18 protein-coding genes are annotated in these 16,076 nt (G+C 55.0%); 8 read left to right on the top strand and 10 right to left on the bottom strand.

Translation table 11 applies throughout. The features are described 5' to 3' along the window. Positions 1–135: 135 nt before the first annotated feature. Positions 136–1,347 (bottom strand): tyrosine--tRNA ligase, encoded by a 1,212-nt coding sequence (gene tyrS, locus VGC62_RS22005; RefSeq protein ID WP_331189193.1) that lies wholly within the window; start codon positions 1,345–1,347, stop codon positions 136–138. Between the two features lie 220 nt (positions 1,348–1,567). Here tyrS and VGC62_RS22000 point away from each other — a divergent pair, with 220 nt between their 5' ends. After that, positions 1,568–2,998 carry a peptidoglycan DD-metalloendopeptidase family protein gene (locus VGC62_RS22000; protein ID WP_331189189.1) on the top strand — a complete coding sequence of 477 codons (1,431 nt, stop codon included), beginning with the start codon at positions 1,568–1,570 and terminating at the stop codon, positions 2,996–2,998. Between the two features lie 3 nt (positions 2,999–3,001). Beyond that, positions 3,002–4,093 carry an anhydro-N-acetylmuramic acid kinase gene (locus VGC62_RS21995; protein WP_331189188.1) on the top strand — a complete coding sequence of 364 codons (1,092 nt, stop codon included), beginning with the start codon at positions 3,002–3,004 and terminating at the stop codon, positions 4,091–4,093. Positions 4,094–4,159: 66 nt separating this feature from the next. Here VGC62_RS21995 and erpA read toward each other — a convergent pair whose 3' ends face one another. Both erpA and argC read right to left on the bottom strand, forming a co-directional pair. Then, positions 4,160–4,510: an iron-sulfur cluster insertion protein ErpA gene (erpA, locus tag VGC62_RS21990; protein WP_331189187.1), complete on the bottom strand. Its 351-nt coding sequence runs from the start codon at positions 4,508–4,510 to the stop codon at positions 4,160–4,162. A 172-nt stretch (positions 4,511–4,682) separates the two neighbouring features. Continuing rightward, a complete protein-coding gene (argC, locus tag VGC62_RS21985) occupies positions 4,683–5,717 on the bottom strand; it encodes an N-acetyl-gamma-glutamyl-phosphate reductase (protein ID WP_331189186.1) in 1,035 nt (344 codons plus the stop codon). A gap of 135 nt (positions 5,718–5,852) precedes the next feature. Here argC and hemJ point away from each other — a divergent pair, with 135 nt between their 5' ends. The 5 genes from hemJ to coq7 all read left to right on the top strand — a co-directional run bounded on the left by hemJ (position 5,853) and on the right by coq7 (position 9,302). Beyond that, complete coding sequence (hemJ, locus tag VGC62_RS21980) at positions 5,853–6,278, top strand: protoporphyrinogen oxidase HemJ (protein WP_331189185.1); 426 nt, start codon at positions 5,853–5,855, stop codon at positions 6,276–6,278. A gap of 48 nt (positions 6,279–6,326) precedes the next feature. After that, the gene (locus VGC62_RS21975) at positions 6,327–7,244 is read left to right on the top strand and encodes a DUF805 domain-containing protein (protein ID WP_331189184.1); all 918 of its coding nucleotides are present in this window, start codon (positions 6,327–6,329) and stop codon (positions 7,242–7,244) included. A gap of 57 nt (positions 7,245–7,301) precedes the next feature. Beyond that, the gene (locus tag VGC62_RS21970) at positions 7,302–8,087 is read left to right on the top strand and encodes an SDR family oxidoreductase (protein WP_331189183.1); all 786 of its coding nucleotides are present in this window, start codon (positions 7,302–7,304) and stop codon (positions 8,085–8,087) included. Between the two features lie 106 nt (positions 8,088–8,193). Continuing rightward, on the top strand, positions 8,194–8,532 hold the full coding sequence (locus VGC62_RS21965) for a histidine triad nucleotide-binding protein (protein WP_331189182.1): 339 nt from the start codon (positions 8,194–8,196) through the stop codon (positions 8,530–8,532). A gap of 122 nt (positions 8,533–8,654) precedes the next feature. After that, the gene (gene coq7, locus VGC62_RS21960; RefSeq protein WP_331189181.1) at positions 8,655–9,302 is read left to right on the top strand and encodes a 2-polyprenyl-3-methyl-6-methoxy-1,4-benzoquinone monooxygenase; all 648 of its coding nucleotides are present in this window, start codon (positions 8,655–8,657) and stop codon (positions 9,300–9,302) included. A 190-nt stretch (positions 9,303–9,492) separates the two neighbouring features. Here coq7 and speD read toward each other — a convergent pair whose 3' ends face one another. After that, positions 9,493–10,287, bottom strand: coding sequence for an adenosylmethionine decarboxylase (gene speD, locus VGC62_RS21955; protein ID WP_331189192.1), 795 nt, complete (start codon positions 10,285–10,287; stop codon positions 9,493–9,495). A 228-nt stretch (positions 10,288–10,515) separates the two neighbouring features. Continuing rightward, a complete protein-coding gene (locus VGC62_RS21950) occupies positions 10,516–10,938 on the bottom strand; it encodes an OsmC family protein (RefSeq protein ID WP_331189180.1) in 423 nt (140 codons plus the stop codon). Between the two features lie 197 nt (positions 10,939–11,135). Here VGC62_RS21950 and crp point away from each other — a divergent pair, with 197 nt between their 5' ends. Then, positions 11,136–11,780, top strand: a complete 645-nt coding sequence (gene crp / locus VGC62_RS21945; protein ID WP_331189179.1) for a cAMP-activated global transcriptional regulator CRP — start codon at positions 11,136–11,138, stop codon at positions 11,778–11,780. A 26-nt stretch (positions 11,781–11,806) separates the two neighbouring features. On the opposite strand, the gene VGC62_RS21940 is transcribed toward crp, so the two are convergent. The 5 genes from VGC62_RS21940 to VGC62_RS21920 all read right to left on the bottom strand — a co-directional run bounded on the left by VGC62_RS21940 (position 11,807) and on the right by VGC62_RS21920 (position 15,968). Then, on the bottom strand, positions 11,807–12,496 hold the full coding sequence (locus VGC62_RS21940; RefSeq protein WP_331189178.1) for a lipoate--protein ligase family protein: 690 nt from the start codon (positions 12,494–12,496) through the stop codon (positions 11,807–11,809). 126 nt (positions 12,497–12,622) lie between these two features. Beyond that, complete coding sequence (gene trpC / locus VGC62_RS21935) at positions 12,623–13,459, bottom strand: indole-3-glycerol phosphate synthase TrpC (protein ID WP_331189177.1); 837 nt, start codon at positions 13,457–13,459, stop codon at positions 12,623–12,625. After that, positions 13,456–14,505 carry an anthranilate phosphoribosyltransferase gene (trpD, locus tag VGC62_RS21930; RefSeq protein WP_331189191.1) on the bottom strand — a complete coding sequence of 350 codons (1,050 nt, stop codon included), beginning with the start codon at positions 14,503–14,505 and terminating at the stop codon, positions 13,456–13,458. The genes trpC and trpD overlap by 4 nt, the downstream gene beginning before the upstream one ends. Before the next feature lie 18 nt (positions 14,506–14,523). Next, entirely contained in the window at positions 14,524–15,123 is a 600-nt protein-coding gene (locus VGC62_RS21925) for an aminodeoxychorismate/anthranilate synthase component II (RefSeq protein WP_331189176.1), read from the bottom strand. Between the two features lie 428 nt (positions 15,124–15,551). Next, complete coding sequence (locus tag VGC62_RS21920) at positions 15,552–15,968, bottom strand: MarR family transcriptional regulator (RefSeq protein ID WP_331189175.1); 417 nt, start codon at positions 15,966–15,968, stop codon at positions 15,552–15,554. Positions 15,969–16,076: the final 108 nt, after the last annotated feature.

Below are 16,076 nucleotides of genomic sequence, written 5' to 3'. Positions count from 1 at the left end.
TGTCGATTTAACCTGCAAATCGAAGCACTTCGGCCCTGCTTACTTCGTCCAACTCTTTGATTACCAAGGAGTTTTCCGTTTCGTCTGCGCCGGAAGTGGGGCGAATTATAGACACATCCAACACCCCGTCAACCCTTAATTTGAAGTTTCTTCCAAATTAAGCGTAACGCGCCCAAAAGCCTTCTTACCGGCCTGACAGACATGCGTTGCGCCCAGCTTGAACACAAAACCACGATCAACCACCTCACCATCTATACGCACCCCACCGGATGCCAGCAGATCACGGGCAACTGCGGAGTTCTTAACCAAGCCCGCCTTATTAAGGACGGCCGCTATTGGCATATCTTCAAGGGCCTCCAAAGCGATCTCAGGCAAATCCTCCGGCAGCTCGCCTTCTTTCATACGATTGCCTGCTGAACGATGCGCGGACGCAGCCGCCTCATCACCATGGAAACGCGCGACAATCTCTTCCGCGAGCTTAATCTTGATGTCCCGCGGATTTGCACCCGCCTCGCAAGCAGCCTTAAAGTCCGCGATCTCCTCCATGGAGCGGAAACTCAGCAACTCGAAGTAACGCCACATCAGCGCATCAGGAATCGAAACCAGCTTGCTGTACATAACACCCGGCGCTTCCTGAATACCGACATAGTTACCCAGCGACTTGGACATCTTCTTGATGCCATCAAGCCCCTCCAACAAAGGCATGGTCAGAACGCACTGAGCCTCTTGCCCATATGCGCGCTGCAGCTCGCGCCCCATCAGCAAATTGAACTTTTGGTCGGTGCCGCCCAATTCGACATCCGCACGCAACGCAACCGAGTCGTAGCCCTGAACCAGCGGATAAAGGAACTCATGAATAGCAATCGACTGGTTCGACTTATAGCGTTTGTCAAAGTCATCGCGCTCAAGCATGCGAGCAACGGTGTATTGGGAGGACAGACGAATGAAATCTGCTGGACTTAACCGATCCATCCAGGTGGAATTGAAAGCCACTTCGGTCTTGGCCGGATCAAGGATCTTGAACACCTGAGCCTTATAGGTCTCGGCATACTCAAGTACCTGCTCGCGAGTCAGCGCAGGTCGGGTCGCGCTCTTGCCACTTGGATCGCCGATCATCCCAGTGAAGTCACCAATCAGGAAGATGACCTGGTGGCCCAACTCCTGGAACTGACGCAGCTTATTAATAAGCACGGTATGGCCCAAGTGAAGATCGGGCGCCGTAGGGTCAAATCCTGCCTTGATACGCAATGGCTGACCGCGCTTGAGCTTGGCGACCAGCTCGGCCTCGACCAGGAGTTCGTCCGCGCCACGTTTGATCAGCGCTAGCTGCTCTTCAACCGACTTCATAAAAGCCCCGCAATGCCTTATTTCAAAGGGGAGCAACCATACAAGATCAGCGCCCAATTACAAAGATCTGCCCACAGAACGACGACGAATTGGAAACTGATCCATTCGCAGGGTTGCCTCAGGCAGGTTTTGGTTATATTTTATACAGTTATTTCATCTTCATCATGTCATTCATCTTTTCCACTTCATCTTTTCATCTATTTAAAGTCAAAAATCACTTATGAACGACACTCCGCCTAAAGCGCCTCCGCTTTATCCGAAGACCCACCTGCTAGCTGCCAGCGGCATCGCGGCATTGCTGAGCCTGGCTCTTCTGGTCTTCCCCTCAAGCGATGTAGAGGCGAAGAGAACCAATATCGCCCTGGATCTCGAAACGCCGGTCGATCAACTCAAGCAAGAACAAGACGCTCAAGAACAGCCCCAAGCCACAGAAACGCCTGCTACTTCTCCATTCGTACAAATCGAAAACGACACAAACGAGCCCGAAGCAACCGCCAAGGCAGAGCCTGAAACGTCAAAAGAAGCCCCACCAGCAACGCAAAAAAGCGCGACCCATAGAGAAGTGGTCGTTGCCAAGGGCGACACCCTTTCCACACTTTTCGCCAAAGTAGGCTTGCCCGCCACCGCCGTTCACGAAGTCATGACCAGCGATAAGCAGGCCAAACAATTCAGCCAGTTGAAAAACGGCCAGATCCTGCAGTTCGAGCTTTCGCCTGAAGGTAATCTCAAGCAACTGCACAGCAAGCTCAGCGAATTGGAAAGCATCAGCCTTTCGCGAACCGACAAGGGCTACACCTTCACGCGCGACATCAGCAAACCTAACGTTCGCACGGCCTATGTACATGGCGTGATCAACAGTTCGCTATCTCTTTCTGCCCAACGTGCAGGCCTGTCCCACAGCATGACCATGGACATGGCCAACATCTTTGGTTACGACGTGGACTTTGCGCAGGACATCCGCAAGGGTGACGAATTCGACGTGGTCTACGAGCAGAAGGTCGTCAACGGCAAGACCGTCAGTACCGGCAACATCCTGTCCGCACGCTTTACCAACCGCGGCAAAACCTATACCGCTGTTCGTTATACCAACAAACAAGGCAACACCAATTACTACACCGCCGATGGCAACAGCATGCGCAAGGCGTTCATCCGCACGCCGGTAGATTTCGCACGCATCAGCTCGCTGTTCTCAATGGGTCGTAAACATCCGATTCTGAACAAGATCCGTGCTCACAAAGGCGTGGACTACGCAGCACCACGCGGCACGCCGATCAAAGCCACCGGCGATGGAAAAGTGATATTGGCTGGCCGTCGTGGCGGCTATGGCAATACCGTGATCATCCAGCATGGCGATACCTACCGTACGCTCTACGGACATATGCAGGGTTTCGCCAAAGGCGTACAAACCGGGACAAACGTCAGACAAGGTCAAGTCATCGGCTATATTGGAACAACCGGTCTGTCGACAGGTCCTCATCTACATTACGAGTTTCAGGTAAATGGCGTGCATGTTGACCCTCTGGGTCAGAAGCTGCCAATGGCAGATCCGATTGCCAAGTCCGAAAAACAGCGGTTCATGCAAGAAAGCCAACCTCTCATGGCTCGCATGGACCAGGAAAAGGCCACCATGCTGGCCTCGAGCAAGCGCTGACCTATGACTCTATATATAGGCGTGATGTCTGGAAGCAGTCTTGATGGGCTCGACTTTGCTCTGGTAGAGCAGGACGACCGACCACGATTACTCAGCACCTACTACATCCCTATGCCTGACGATCTGCGCGCAGAACTGCTTGGCCTATGCGCAAGCGGGCCGGATGAGCTTGCCCGTGCTGGCATTGCAGAGCAGAAGTGGGTGCATCTGGCGGCCCAAGGCGTGTTGGCTTTGCTGGATCAGCAAAATGTATCCGCTGGCGAGATTCGCGCCATTGGTAGCCACGGTCAAACAATTCGTCATGAGCCTGCACGCGGTTTCACGGTACAGATCGGCAACCCGGCACTGCTGGCAGAATTGACCGGAATTACCGTGGTCAGTGACTTCCGCAAACGTGACATCGCAGCAGGAGGCCAAGGCGCTCCGTTGGTTCCTGCGTTTCACGAAGCACTGTTCGATGACAACAAGGATTATCGCGCGGTCCTCAATATCGGCGGCTTCAGCAATCTGAGCCTGATCGAGGTGGACAAGCCAGTTTCAGGCTTCGATTCGGGTCCGGGCAACGTTTTGCTCGACGCGTGGATTCAAGCCCAGCGCGGCCATAGCTATGACAAGGATGGCGCTTGGGCGGCCAGCGGCAAGGTTGACCCTACCTTGCTGCAATCACTGCTAAGTGATCAGTTTTTCCAGACCCGAGGGCCGAAAAGCACGGGCCGCGAAGTGTTCAACCTGAACTGGGTTCGGCATCACCTGTTTCAACTCCCGACGCTGAAACCAGAAGACGTTCAAGCCACACTGCTTGAAGTGACCGCGCTGAGCATTACTGAATCACTGCAATCGGCCCAGGCCCAGACTAAAGAGTTACTGGTGTGTGGGGGCGGAGCTCACAACAAAGCACTAATGAAACGATTGGCAGAGTTGCTGCCTCAAACCAGAGTAACCAGCACCGCTGCTTTCGGCGTCGATCCGGATTGGGTTGAGGCGATGGCCTTTGCCTGGCTGGCACATTGCGCACTGGAAGGCGTACCTGCAAACCGCCCTAGCGTGACAGGCGCCAGAGGTTTGCGAGTATTGGGCGCAATCTACCCGGCGTAACAAAACCGGAAACGAAAACGCCGCGCATTAACAATGCGCGGCGTTTTCATTTACAGCGTATGGCAATCAGATCGAGAACGACGAACCACAGCCGCATGTAGTGGCAGCGTTAGGGTTCTTGATCACGAAGCGCGAGCCTTCCAGCCCTTCCTGATAATCCACTTCTGCGCCTGCCAGATACTGGAAGCTCATAGGATCGACAACCAGACTGACACCTTCGCGCTCGACAATGGTGTCATCGTCAGCAACCTCTTCATCGAAAGTAAAGCCGTACTGGAAACCAGAGCAACCACCGCCTGTCACGAATACCCGCAACTTCAGGCGGTCATTACCCTCTTCTTCGACCAAGGTTTTCACCTTGTGCGCGGCACCATGGGTGAATTCCAGAGCGGTAGGAGTGAAGGATTCGACGCTCATGCTAAATTTCTCCCGGCGTTAAGCCGTCATAATGCGTAATGACGCGCATTATCCGCTTCTCCTAGAAAATCAGTCAACTATTCTGACAGCAGCCAAAAGCCGTAAGCGACAAGCAGCAAGTGAAATGCTTCCCACACGCCTTAGCTTATGGCTTGTCGCTTCGAAGCTGCTCTTAGGGCAACATCCCTGCGTGAGACAACCCCAGACGCTCGTTCAACTCGAACATGATGTTCATGTTCTGAACTGCCTGACCCGACGCGCCTTTCACAAGGTTGTCGATCACCGACAACACCACCACCAGATCGCCATCCTGTGGACGATGCACGGCGATGCGGCAAACATTCGCGCCACGTACACTGCGGGTTTCGGGGTGGCTGCCGGCTGGCATTACGTCGACAAACGGTTCGTTGGCATAACGTTTTTCAAACAGCGCCTGCAGATCAACAGATCTGTCGACAACAGTCGAATACAACGTCGCGTGGATGCCACGAATCATCGGCACCAAATGCGGCACAAACGTCAGACCGACATCGCTACCCGCAGCACGGCGCAGGCCCTGGCTGATTTCCGGCAAGTGACGATGGCCTTTCACACCGTAGGCCTTGAAGCTTTCGCTGGCCTCAGAGTAGAGCGACCCTATATTCAAACCACGCCCCGCACCACTCACACCAGATTTGCAGTCTGCAATCAAACGCGTCGGATCGGCTAGGCCGGCTTCGAGCAACGGCAGAAAACCGAGCTGAGTTGCGGTTGGATAGCAACCCGGCACAGCGATTAGACGCGCGCTGCGGATCTTCTCGCGGTTGACTTCAGGCAGACCGTACACCGCTTCTTTCAGCAGATCGGGCGCACCGTGCGGCTGGTTGTACCACTTGGCCCATTCGATCGGATCCTGCAAGCGGAAGTCAGCTGACAGGTCGATTACCTTAGTGCCTGCGTCCAGCAATTCACCGGCCAATGCATGTGCCACGCCATGCGGGGTAGCAAAGAACACCACATCGCAAGCGCCGAGCACTTTGACGTCCGGCACGCTGAATGCCAGTCCGTCGTAGTGGCCTCGCAGATTCGGGTACATGTCAGCCACAGGCAAACCCGCCTCAGAACGCGAAGTGATAGCGACCACTTCTGCCTCTGGATGCTGTGCGAGAAGACGCAGCAACTCGACGCCGGTGTAACCCGTGCCGCCGACGATACCGACCTTGACCATAACCTGCCCCTCAACGAACCCACTGGAAAGCCGTCGATAATATGGCGCTGGCGCCTGCGCGACAACCGCGAACGTGACGTACGGACGCTCAACCCACTACTATTTGAATCACCGTGAACCTGGAATAACCAAAAAATGCTCTATTTGTGGATCAAAGCGCTTCATATCGTCTCAGTGGTCTGCTGGTTTGCAGCCCTTTTTTACCTTCCCCGCCTGTTCGTTTACCACTCGATGAGCGAAGACGCCGTTAGCCGTGAGCGCTTTTGCGTTATGGAGCGCAAGCTTTATCGCGGCATCATGGGCCCTTCGATGATTGCCACTCTGGTGTTCGGTATTTGGCTGGTCAGCCTCACCCCGGGCTTCCTCAGCCAAGGGTGGCTACATGTGAAACTGACATTGGTGGTTCTGTTGATTGGCTATCACCATGTGTGCGGCGCGCAAGTTAAACGCTTCGCTCGCGGAGAAAATGGCCGCAGCCATGTTTTTTATCGCTGGTTCAACGAAATACCGGTTTTGATATTGCTGGCTATCGTCATTCTGGTCGTGGTCAAACCATTCTGATGGCCGCCGCATAAACGGCGTAGCTAACTTCAGACAAGGAAGCCGAGCATGGCGGAACACTTCAGTATCGTTTTCGAAGGGCAGCGGCGAAACGGGGTCGAACTCGAAACCGCAAAGTTAAACCTTGCGCAGTTGTTCAAAAGCGATGTGTCAGCCATCGAACGATTGTTCAGCGGCAAGCCTATAACCGTGAAGCGCGGTCTGACGCACGACGACGCTCAACGCTACCTGAAGGCGCTGAACGATGCCGGCGTAGAGGCGCGCATAGAGCGAGAAACGCCAATCGCCCTCACCCTTGAAGAAATCGAAGAGCCGAGCGTCCAGCGCCCAGCGTACGAATCTGTCGCTACGTCCCCTTACGCACCACCCCGCGCAGCCGTTACCTACGATCGGGCAGAAATCGGCGAGTTAAAGGTCTTCACTGTTCAGGGCCGAATCGGACGTCTGCGTTACCTGGCCTGGAGCATGGTGCTGATGTTCGTAGCGCTAATCATGTTCGCGCTGTGCATGTCCATCATGAGCATGTCGCTGATCGCGGGCGGTTTGTTTGGAGCGGTGATCTTCGTTGTCTTCCTCGTGGTCAGCATCCAGATCGGCGCCCAGCGCCTGCATGATGCCGGATGGTCAGCCTGGTTGCTGCTGCTCAACCTTGTGCCATTCGTAGGCAGTTTTTTTCCGTTTCTCATGATCGCTGTCCCGGGCAATACCGGCCCCAACCAATACGGCGCGCCACAGCCGCCGAATACTAAAGCCGTGAAGATTCTTGCCGCGTTATGGTTGCCTGCGATGGTAATCATCTTCGTCAGTGTGCAGATGGGCGGACTTCAGACGTTCAAAGATGAAGTCGAGATAACCACAAGCGAATATGAACAGACCCTGCCCTACGATGACGACTCTGACAGTGACACCGTACAGCCTGCAAATCCTTCCGACCCTGCTGACTCGGCCGACGACGAAGATCAATAACACCCTGGCAGCAAGGATGCTGCTTCAATACGCGCACCCCCCATCCTGGAGAATTGCATGACCCGTTACGCCCTGATCACAGGCGCTTCCAGTGGCATAGGCCTAGCCATGGCCGAAGCGCTGGCACGCCGTGGTCGCAGCCTGATTCTGGTAGCCCGTCGACGGGACATCCTGGAAAGCATTGCCCTAGAGCTCACCCAGCGCTTTGGCGTCGAAGTACTGTTTCGCGCCTGCGACCTGGGCGAACCTCTGCGGCTTTCCGGTTTTCTGCTGGAGCTGGAAGACGGCGAACGGCAAATCGACCTGCTGGTCAATTGCGCTGGCATCGGCAATAGCGGCCCCTTTCTCGCTCAGGAATGGGCGCAGGAACAGGACTTACTCGACATCAACGTACTGGCACTCACCCGCCTGTGCCACACCGTCGGCAACCTAATGGCCGTCCAGGGCGGCGGACAAATCCTCAACGTCTCGTCGATCATGGGATTTCAGCCCGGCCCATGGATGAGTACTTACGCTGCCAGCAAGGCTTACGTGTTGCACTTCTCTGAAGGGCTGCGCGAGGAGCTGAAAAAGACCGGCGTGAAAATCTCGGTACTCTGCCCCGGCCCGACACGTACAGGCTTTTTTCGCACAGCCCAACTTGAAGCCGACAAATTCACCCACGACAAAATGATGACGGCTGAAGAGGTTGCGCTCTATACCGTGCGCGCACTGGATAAAAATCGCGCGGTGATCATTCCGGGTTGGCGCAACAAGCTGATCACCAGCGCACCAAAGTTCGGTACGCGCTGGATGAGCCGTAAACTCTGGGGCTCGATTCTCAAATCAAGAATCACACCCTGAATCGCTCGAAAAAAGAGCGCCTGCAAACAACGAAAAACGGCTGGGCGGAGTTCGACCTGCTCAGTACACTTTGGCCCATCAACCATTGAAAACGGAGCAAAAGGCTATGGAGACTCTGTTCACCAAGATTATTAATCGGGAGATTGCGGCGAAGATCATCTACGAAGATGACCAAGTCCTGGCCTTTCACGACATCGCCCCCCAAGCGCCGGTGCATTTTCTGGTCATCCCAAAAAAAGTGATCCGCACCCTCAGTGATGTCACCGAAGACGACAAAGGCCTCCTGGGCCACATCCTTTTTACCGCGCAGCGGCTGGCCAAAGAGCTGGGTTGCGAAGACGGCTTTCGCGTGGTCATGAACACCAACGAGAAAGGCGGACAGACCGTCTATCACATTCACATGCATGTACTGGGCAAACGTCAGATGACTTGGCCGCCGGGCTGAGTGTAATTTCAAGCACTTACACCCGCCGAGCGTCTATCACGGGGCTCGCGGGCTGACGCAGCTCAAGCCTTGCCTTCACGATTGCGGTAGACTGGCCGCCGTGGATTTATCCGGAGGTGCCCATGGCTACCGAACGTCACTACTCCCCTATCGACCGTTTCCTTCTGCAGGCCGACGCTGCGATGAAAACGCTGCTGCCTTCCAGCGCGCATGCTCATCGTCCATCACCTGCCATCGTCCAGCCTGATATCAAGATGAGCGATGTCGACACCAAACATGTCGCCGGCCTTATGCGTATCAATCACACCGGCGAAGTCTGTGCTCAGGCGCTTTATCAAGGTCAGGCCCTGACCGCAAAGTTGCCACACGTGCGCAAGGCGATGGAACACGCCGCCGAAGAAGAAATCGACCATCTTGTCTGGTGCGAACAACGCATTTATCAACTCGGTAGCCACACCAGCGTGCTGAATCCGCTGTTCTATGGCATGTCGTTTGGCATCGGTGCGGTCGCTGGACTAATCAGCGACAAAGTTAGCTTGGGCTTCGTGGCCGCCACAGAAAACCAGGTCTGCAAGCATCTCAACGAACACCTTGAGCAATTGCCCGTCGAGGACCAGAAATCCAGGGCGATACTTCAGCAGATGCGCGATGACGAAGAACAACACGCTGAAAGCGCGCTGAACGCTGGCGGTTTTCGCTTTCCGGCGCCGATCAAATTCGGGATGAGTGTGCTGGCCAAAGTAATGACCAAGAGTACGTATCGAATCTGAATATATAGACGCCTATCTTTATTGATGCTTTCGCGAGCAAACTTGCTCTACAGGATAATGCGATCCCCAAGGAGCTGCCGAAGCCTGCGATTGCGGCATGTCATGAAAACCTCGATAGCTCTCCTGCACGTACAGAAACAAGAGTCAAAAAAAGGCGCCTCGAAAGGCGCCTTTCTTTTCTGAAAACTAATCAGGCTGGCATATTCCGACCGTAGAAGATTTCCAGCATTTCGTGCTTCACACGATGGGTAACCTGCCCGCGCTGTTCGGCAGAGAGGTTGTTGGTGGCATCGCCGAACAGGTAGTTATCCAGGTCGAAACTCTTCAACAGCATCTTGGTGTGGAACAGGTTTTCCTGGTACACGTTCACGTCAGTCATTTGATAGCTGTCGCGAGTGTCGTCGGATAGATAGTTCTGGATCGAGTTGATTTCGTGATCGATGAAGTGTTTTTTGCCTTCGACGTCACGGGTGAAACCGCGCACGCGATAATCGACTGTCACGATGTCCGACTCGAACTTGTGAATCAGGTAGTTCAACGCTTTGAGCGGCGAAATCACACCGCAGGTCGACACGTCGATGTCCACGCGAAAGGTCGCGATCCCGTCGACCGGGTGAATTTCCGGGTAGGTGTGAACCGTGATGTGGCTCTTGTCCAAGTGCGCCAGAATGGTTTCCGGCAACGGGCCCGGCGACTCTTCAATCTGGCTGTCGGTAGGTGTCACCGGCTGCTCGGAGATGAGGATGGTCACACTGGCGCCTTGGGGATCGTAATCCTGGCGGGCGATGTTCAGGATGTTTGCGCCAATGATATCGACAACATCGGTCAGAATCCGCGTCAGGCGTTCTGCGTCGTACACACTGTTGATGTACTCGACATAGGCCTGCTGGTCCTGCGGGGTTTCCGCATAGCAGATGTCATAGATATTGAAGCTCAAGGTCTTTGTCAGGTTATTGAACCCGTGGAGCTTGAGTTTGCTTTTCACCGTTAAAAACTCTCTATTCATGTGCGGCCCAAGCCACAGTAATCAAGCATGCCCGTCAACTGAGACCGGCTCAATTGCGTAGGACGGTTAACACCTCTTCGCGTTGGCGATTTTGGTTGTCTGGTCGGAGGCGACTCCAGGTCGCGCCCTGAAAAAGGGGCGCATTATGCAGACGTCCGAAGCCCTCTGCCACAGTTTGCGCCGCTTTTATGATAATTGGGTGTTGATTCAACCCAACTCGATGATTTCATAGTCGTGGGTGATTTCGACGCCGGCGTTGCCCAGCATGATTGATGCCGAGCAATATTTCTCGGCCGACAGCTCGATCGCACGCTTGACCTGGGGCTCTTTCAAGCCACGGCCCTTGACCACGAAATGCAGGTGAATTTTGGTGAAGACCTTAGGGTCCTCAGTTGCGCGCTCAGCCTCCAGAAACGCCTCGCAGCTCTCAATCGGCTGGCGGGCCTTCTTCAAAATACTGACCACGTCGAAGTTGCTGCAACCGCCCAGACCGATCAGCACCATTTCCATCGGGCGCACGCCCAGATTACGGCCACCGCTCTCTGGCGGACCATCCATCACCACGACGTGACCACTGCCCGATTCGCCGAGAAACATCGCCTCGCCCGCCCATTGGATGCGTGCCTTCATCGCCACCACTCCACTGCCTGAAAAAAGGTGGCCAGCTTAGCACAGGCCTCAGATGCCACTCAGATGGCGATAAACGACAAAAAAGTAGGAAAAGTCCTAAAAGGTGGCGAAATAGTCCACTAGAACTGCGGTAAGTTGTCGCTCCTGCCGATACCTCTAACAATGCCTCAGGGCGCAGTTTTTTACGGGATTCAGCCATGGTTGCCATAAGCTTTACAACCAAACCGAAGATAATCGACAAGCTTCTTCCCTACGCGCAAAAGCGCCGCTGCGCAGCCAAGAGCAACATTATCGCTGCGGGTGAACAATCCGAATCGCTGTATCTGATCATCAAGGGCTCAGTGACGATTCTGATCGAGGACAACGACGGCCGGGAAATGATCGTGGCATACCTCAACACCGGCGACTTCTTCGGCGAATTAGGACTGTTCCAGCAACCCAGCACCGCCCCGCAACGAAGCGCCTGGGTCCGTGCCAAGACCGAGTGCGAAGTTGCTGAAATCAGCTACGCCAAATTCCATGAGTTGAGCCTGCAGAATCCCGAATTGATGCTTGCCGTTGGCGAGCAAATGGCCGAACGGCTGCGCAATACCACACGCAAGGTCGGCGACCTGGCGTTTCTCGATGTAACTGGACGGGTCGCTCGCAGCCTGCTTGATCTGTGCAAACAACCCGACGCGATGACTCATCCGGATGGCATGCAGATTAAAATCACCCGTCAGGAAATCGGCCGGATCGTGGGCTGCTCCCGGGAAATGGTCGGCCGCGTATTGAAATCGCTGGAAGAACAAAAGCTGGTTCACGTCAGAGGCAAGACCATGGTGATCTTTGGCACCCGCTGATTGAGGTGCCGATAGCGAAAGCTCGTCTACAGCTCGACCAGCAGTCGATCATAGATTTCGCCCAAACGAACCAGAAAGTCCGGGGCCTCAAACGCCTCATGCAACGCGATGTGGCTGTCGGCCCGGCAACGCTGGTCCAGTTCGCACAGTTCGTTGAAACGGTTGACGGCGTTGACCATCTCAACCCGCTCGTTATCCAGCAGCATGGCGCCGTGCGCCAACACCACGGGGCGTTTTCCGCCCTGGCTCTGGCGCCAGCGTTGAGCGGTGCCGACCATTTTACGACCGTCGAGATTGACGTTGAAGCGCCCGTCACAAAACGCGCCTTCAACTTCGCCGAGCGAGGCAGTGCCACCGAGTTCTGTCAGCACCTCAATAATCGGCTGGCATAACCGCATGTAGGCTTTTTCGATTCGGTCCTTATCCAGATCGGACGGCGGTTGAACGTACACCAGAGCGATGTTCACCGTGGCTGGAGATTGCGGAACCGGTTCGCCTCCACTTTCACGAAGCAGTACTGGCCAGCCGCTTTCAGAAAGAGACTCACTGGCTTCGATAAAGCCTTCAAGACGACTGAGGCGGCGCGGCATCACCAAGGCATGGTCATTCGGCCGCCAGAACAGCAGGCCGTAATCGGCATCACCCGCGCAAACTGAGGCGAGCAAGTCTTGCTCGGCCTTGAGCCCGGCTTCGGTACAGATATCGACAACTTGCATGCAGATTCCTTGATAACGACGCGCAGTCTGTAGGAGCCAACTTGCTGGCGAAAAGACTGACTCGGTATGCCTGATCAACCCCCTCGCGAACAAGTTCGCGCCTACAGAGGCTTCACGCCTGAGCCATCAATCCCGTGTTTTGGACTTAATGGGCACGCCCTTTTCAGGAAAAAATAGCCGTTGTAACTCCACGCCTGGGTTCTCGGCGCGCATGAAGGCTTCGCCGACCAGGAACGCATAGACATCACTGATTTCCATCAGCTCGACATCGGCGCGGTTGAGAATGCCGCTTTCGGTGACCACAAGGCGATCACGAGGGATACGCGGCAGCAAATCCAGTGTGTTTTCAAGACTGACTTCGAACGTATGCAGGTTGCGGTTGTTGATCCCGATCAGCGGCGTGTCCAACGTCTTCAACGCACGCTCGAGTTCATCGCCGTCATGTACTTCAACCAAGACATCCAATTTGACATCTTTCGCAACCGAGGCCAGCTCGGCCATTTTCACATCGTCGAGCGCCGAGACGATCAACAGGATGCAATCAGCTCCCAGAGCGCGGGACTCCAGGATCTGATAAGGGTCGATCATGAAATCCTTGCGGATCACTGGCAGTGAACAGGCCGAACGTGCCTCCTTCAAGTACGCATCGGCGCCCTGGAAGAAATCGATGTCAGTCAGCACAGACAGACAGGTCGCACCACCCGCCTGATAGCTTTTAGCGATTTCAGCAGGCTGAAAATTTTCCCGAATCACGCCCTTGCTCGGCGAAGCTTTTTTGATCTCCGCAATGACCGCTGGCTGCTTGCGCTTGGCCTGTTCAATCAACGCCTTCGCAAAACCACGCGGCGCATCGGTCATGGCGATCAGGCTTTGCAGGTCAGAGAGGCTAACGCGCGCACGGCGCTCGGCGACTTCTTCGACCTTGCGGGCCAGAATATTTTCCAGAACCGTCGGGATACTCATCCTTCATTCTCCTGTTTGAATACCGCGGTAAAGGCACCCAACTCTTCCAGCTTTTCCCGTGCCATGCCCGTGTGCAGCGCATCGTGAGCCAGGGCTACGCCTTGTTTAAGTGATGAAGCATGATCGGCAGCATAAAGCGCGGCGCCTGCGTTGAGCACGATCATTTCAGCAGCTTTCTGGCCGTTTTCGGTTTTGCGACGGCCCAGCGCATCGCGAATCAATGCCAGAGACTGCTCCGGGCTATCGACCACCAGCCCGAACAGGCTCTGGCTTCTTATGCCCAGGTCCTCTGGTTGTACCCAATATTCGGTCACTTCACCGTTTTTCAGCTCCGCAACGAAGGTCGGCGCGGCAAGGCTGAACTCGTCCAGACCGTCCTGAGAATGCACAACCAATACGTGTTTGCTGCCCATGCGCGACAAGACTTCGGCCAGCGGGCGGCACAATGCCTGGCTGAACACACCAACCACCTGGTGCTTGACGCCTGCTGGGTTGGTCAATGGGCCGAGCATGTTGAACAGCGTACGCAGGCCTAACTCTTTACGCGGACCAGCGGCGTGTTTCATGGCGCCGTGATGAGTCTGGGCAAACATGAAACCGATACCTACGCTATCAATGCAGCGCGCCACTTGCACCGGGGTCAGGCTCAGGTAAACGCCCGCCGCTTCCAGCAAATCGGCGCTACCGCTTTTGCCCGATACCGCGCGGTTGCCGTGCTTGGCCACCGTGCAACCGGCTGCGGCGATGACAAACGCTGAAGCCGTGGAGACGTTGAAGATATTTGCACCGTCGCCACCCGTACCAACGATGTCGACTACACCGTCGAGGGTTTTCAATTCGACCTTGTCAGCCAACTCACGCATGACTGAAACGGCGCAGACGATTTCGTCGATGCTTTCGCTCTTCATGCGCATGCCCATCAAGAACGCGCCGATCTGTGCCTGAGTGCATTGGCCCGTCATGATTTCGCGCATGATGTCGCTCATTTCTTCTGTGCTCAAGTCCAGTTGATTTACAACCCGGCCCAGCGCGGTTTTGATATCGATAGCCATCTTTGCGTGTCCTTAACCCTGACGGGTGCCACCGGTTTGCTTGAGGAAGTTGGCGAACAGCTCATGGCCCTGCTCGGAGAGAATCGACTCGGGGTGAAACTGCACGCCCTCGACGTTCAGCGTCTTGTGGCGCAAGCCCATGATTTCGTCGACCGAGCCATCTTCCAGCTGAGTCCAGGCGGTGACTTCCAGGCAGTCTGGCAAAGTTTCACGCTTGACCACCAACGAGTGATAACGAGTAACGGTCAGCGGGTGCTTCAAGCCCTCGAAAACACCTTGATCTTCGTGAATCAGGTCGCTGGTCTTGCCGTGCATCACTTGACGGGCACGAACCACGTCGCCGCCGAACGCCTGACCGATGGATTGATGCCCCAGGCAAACGCCCAGCACCGGCAGTTTGCCAGCAAAATGTTTGATCACTTCCAACGAGACACCGGCTTCGTTCGGCGTGCAAGGGCCGGGGGAAACGACGATGCGCTCAGGTTTCAACGCCTCGATTTCGGCGATGGTCATTTCGTCGTTGCGGATCACTTTGACGTCGGCGCCCAACTCGCCCAAGTACTGCACGACGTTATAGGTGAAAGAGTCGTAGTTATCGATCATCAGCAGCATTTTGTGAATAACCTCTTGAAATTACTGACCTTTGTTCAAGCCTTCGAAATCCATACCTGCGTTGGTAGCCGCTATTTTGGTCGCTGCAAAACGCTCGACCAGCGGTATGAATCACGGTGTGAAGACAGGGTGTTACAGGGCCGGAAACCGGCAGAGAAAGAGTCAGGCGCGCCAACGCCAACGGGCATGGGCCTTGATAACGCGCATCAAGAGTTTGCTGACAGTCGTCACGGAAGGGTCTCATCTATACGTTTTGGGACATTAGCTTACCGGGTCACACGGTGCAATATCATTGTACGATAGAAAAATCTCTATGGATGTGATCAGAATCGCCACTACATAGCGGATCAGCGCTCTGCGGGAGTGCCCGGAACGAATCCTTCCCGTAGCGTCCGTATAGAACTGCAAATGCCACTACACACACTCAATCAGACTTTCTTGTTTGCGAGTAGCTGATCCAGCGCTTGGGCGAGGTTGGCATCAATTTTTAACAGTAAATCGAGTAAGTGCTGCTGATCCTCATGGGTTAAGCCTGCCAGCGCTTGGTCGCATACCGCATCCATCGCCTTCTTGGCGTTGGGCAACTGGAGAGAAGACGCTTCTGTCAGCGATATCAGCTGGCTGCGCCTGTCGGTCGGATCAGGCACTCGCTGGACCAAGCCGTCACGCTCCATTCGCTTAAGAAGCTGGGCCATGCTGGGCTGCTCAACCTGCGCAATGCGCGCCAGTTCAACCTGGGACAAAGCGCCGACATTCTTCAGTGTCACCAAAACAGGCAATTGGCCTATCGCAAAACCAAACTCGCGCATGGGGGCGTCGACTAACCGCGCGAATGTCCTGGACACTTGACCAATCAACCTCATGGGGTGAGCGACGTTTTCGTTTCGGGGTGTACTTGACATCAATATAGGCGCCTATGTAGTTTCCATAGGCACCTATATTAATGAGATTCA

The sequence above is a fragment of the Pseudomonas sp. genome (genome assembly GCF_036404235.1).
In the GTDB taxonomy this organism is placed as follows: domain Bacteria; phylum Pseudomonadota; class Gammaproteobacteria; order Pseudomonadales; family Pseudomonadaceae; genus Aquipseudomonas.
The sequence above is the reverse complement of the archived record's forward strand: the minus strand, read 5'-3'. Positions and strand labels throughout refer to the sequence as shown.

Excerpts from the sequence above, each read along its gene's own strand:
- argC (WP_331189186.1), bottom strand. The coding sequence starts at position 5,717 with ATGGTCAAGGTCGGTATCGTCGGCGGCACGGGTTACACCGGCGTCGAG.
- hemJ (WP_331189185.1), top strand. The coding sequence starts at position 5,853 with ATGCTCTATTTGTGGATCAAAGCGCTTCATATCGTCTCAGTGGTCTGC.
- VGC62_RS21965 (WP_331189182.1), top strand. The coding sequence starts at position 8,194 with ATGGAGACTCTGTTCACCAAGATTATTAATCGGGAGATTGCGGCGAAG.
- tyrS (WP_331189193.1), bottom strand. The coding sequence starts at position 1,347 with ATGAAGTCGGTTGAAGAGCAGCTAGCGCTGATCAAACGTGGCGCGGAC.
- VGC62_RS21925 (WP_331189176.1), bottom strand. The coding sequence starts at position 15,123 with ATGCTGCTGATGATCGATAACTACGACTCTTTCACCTATAACGTCGTG.
- VGC62_RS21970 (WP_331189183.1), top strand. The coding sequence starts at position 7,302 with ATGACCCGTTACGCCCTGATCACAGGCGCTTCCAGTGGCATAGGCCTA.
- erpA (WP_331189187.1), bottom strand. The coding sequence starts at position 4,510 with ATGAGCGTCGAATCCTTCACTCCTACCGCTCTGGAATTCACCCATGGT.
- VGC62_RS21975 (WP_331189184.1), top strand. The coding sequence starts at position 6,327 with ATGGCGGAACACTTCAGTATCGTTTTCGAAGGGCAGCGGCGAAACGGG.
- coq7 (WP_331189181.1), top strand. The coding sequence starts at position 8,655 with ATGGCTACCGAACGTCACTACTCCCCTATCGACCGTTTCCTTCTGCAG.
- VGC62_RS21940 (WP_331189178.1), bottom strand. The coding sequence starts at position 12,496 with ATGCAAGTTGTCGATATCTGTACCGAAGCCGGGCTCAAGGCCGAGCAA.
- crp (WP_331189179.1), top strand. The coding sequence starts at position 11,136 with ATGGTTGCCATAAGCTTTACAACCAAACCGAAGATAATCGACAAGCTT.
- VGC62_RS21950 (WP_331189180.1), bottom strand. The coding sequence starts at position 10,938 with ATGAAGGCACGCATCCAATGGGCGGGCGAGGCGATGTTTCTCGGCGAA.
- VGC62_RS22000 (WP_331189189.1), top strand. The coding sequence starts at position 1,568 with ATGAACGACACTCCGCCTAAAGCGCCTCCGCTTTATCCGAAGACCCAC.
- VGC62_RS21995 (WP_331189188.1), top strand. The coding sequence starts at position 3,002 with ATGACTCTATATATAGGCGTGATGTCTGGAAGCAGTCTTGATGGGCTC.
- trpC (WP_331189177.1), bottom strand. The coding sequence starts at position 13,459 with ATGAGTATCCCGACGGTTCTGGAAAATATTCTGGCCCGCAAGGTCGAA.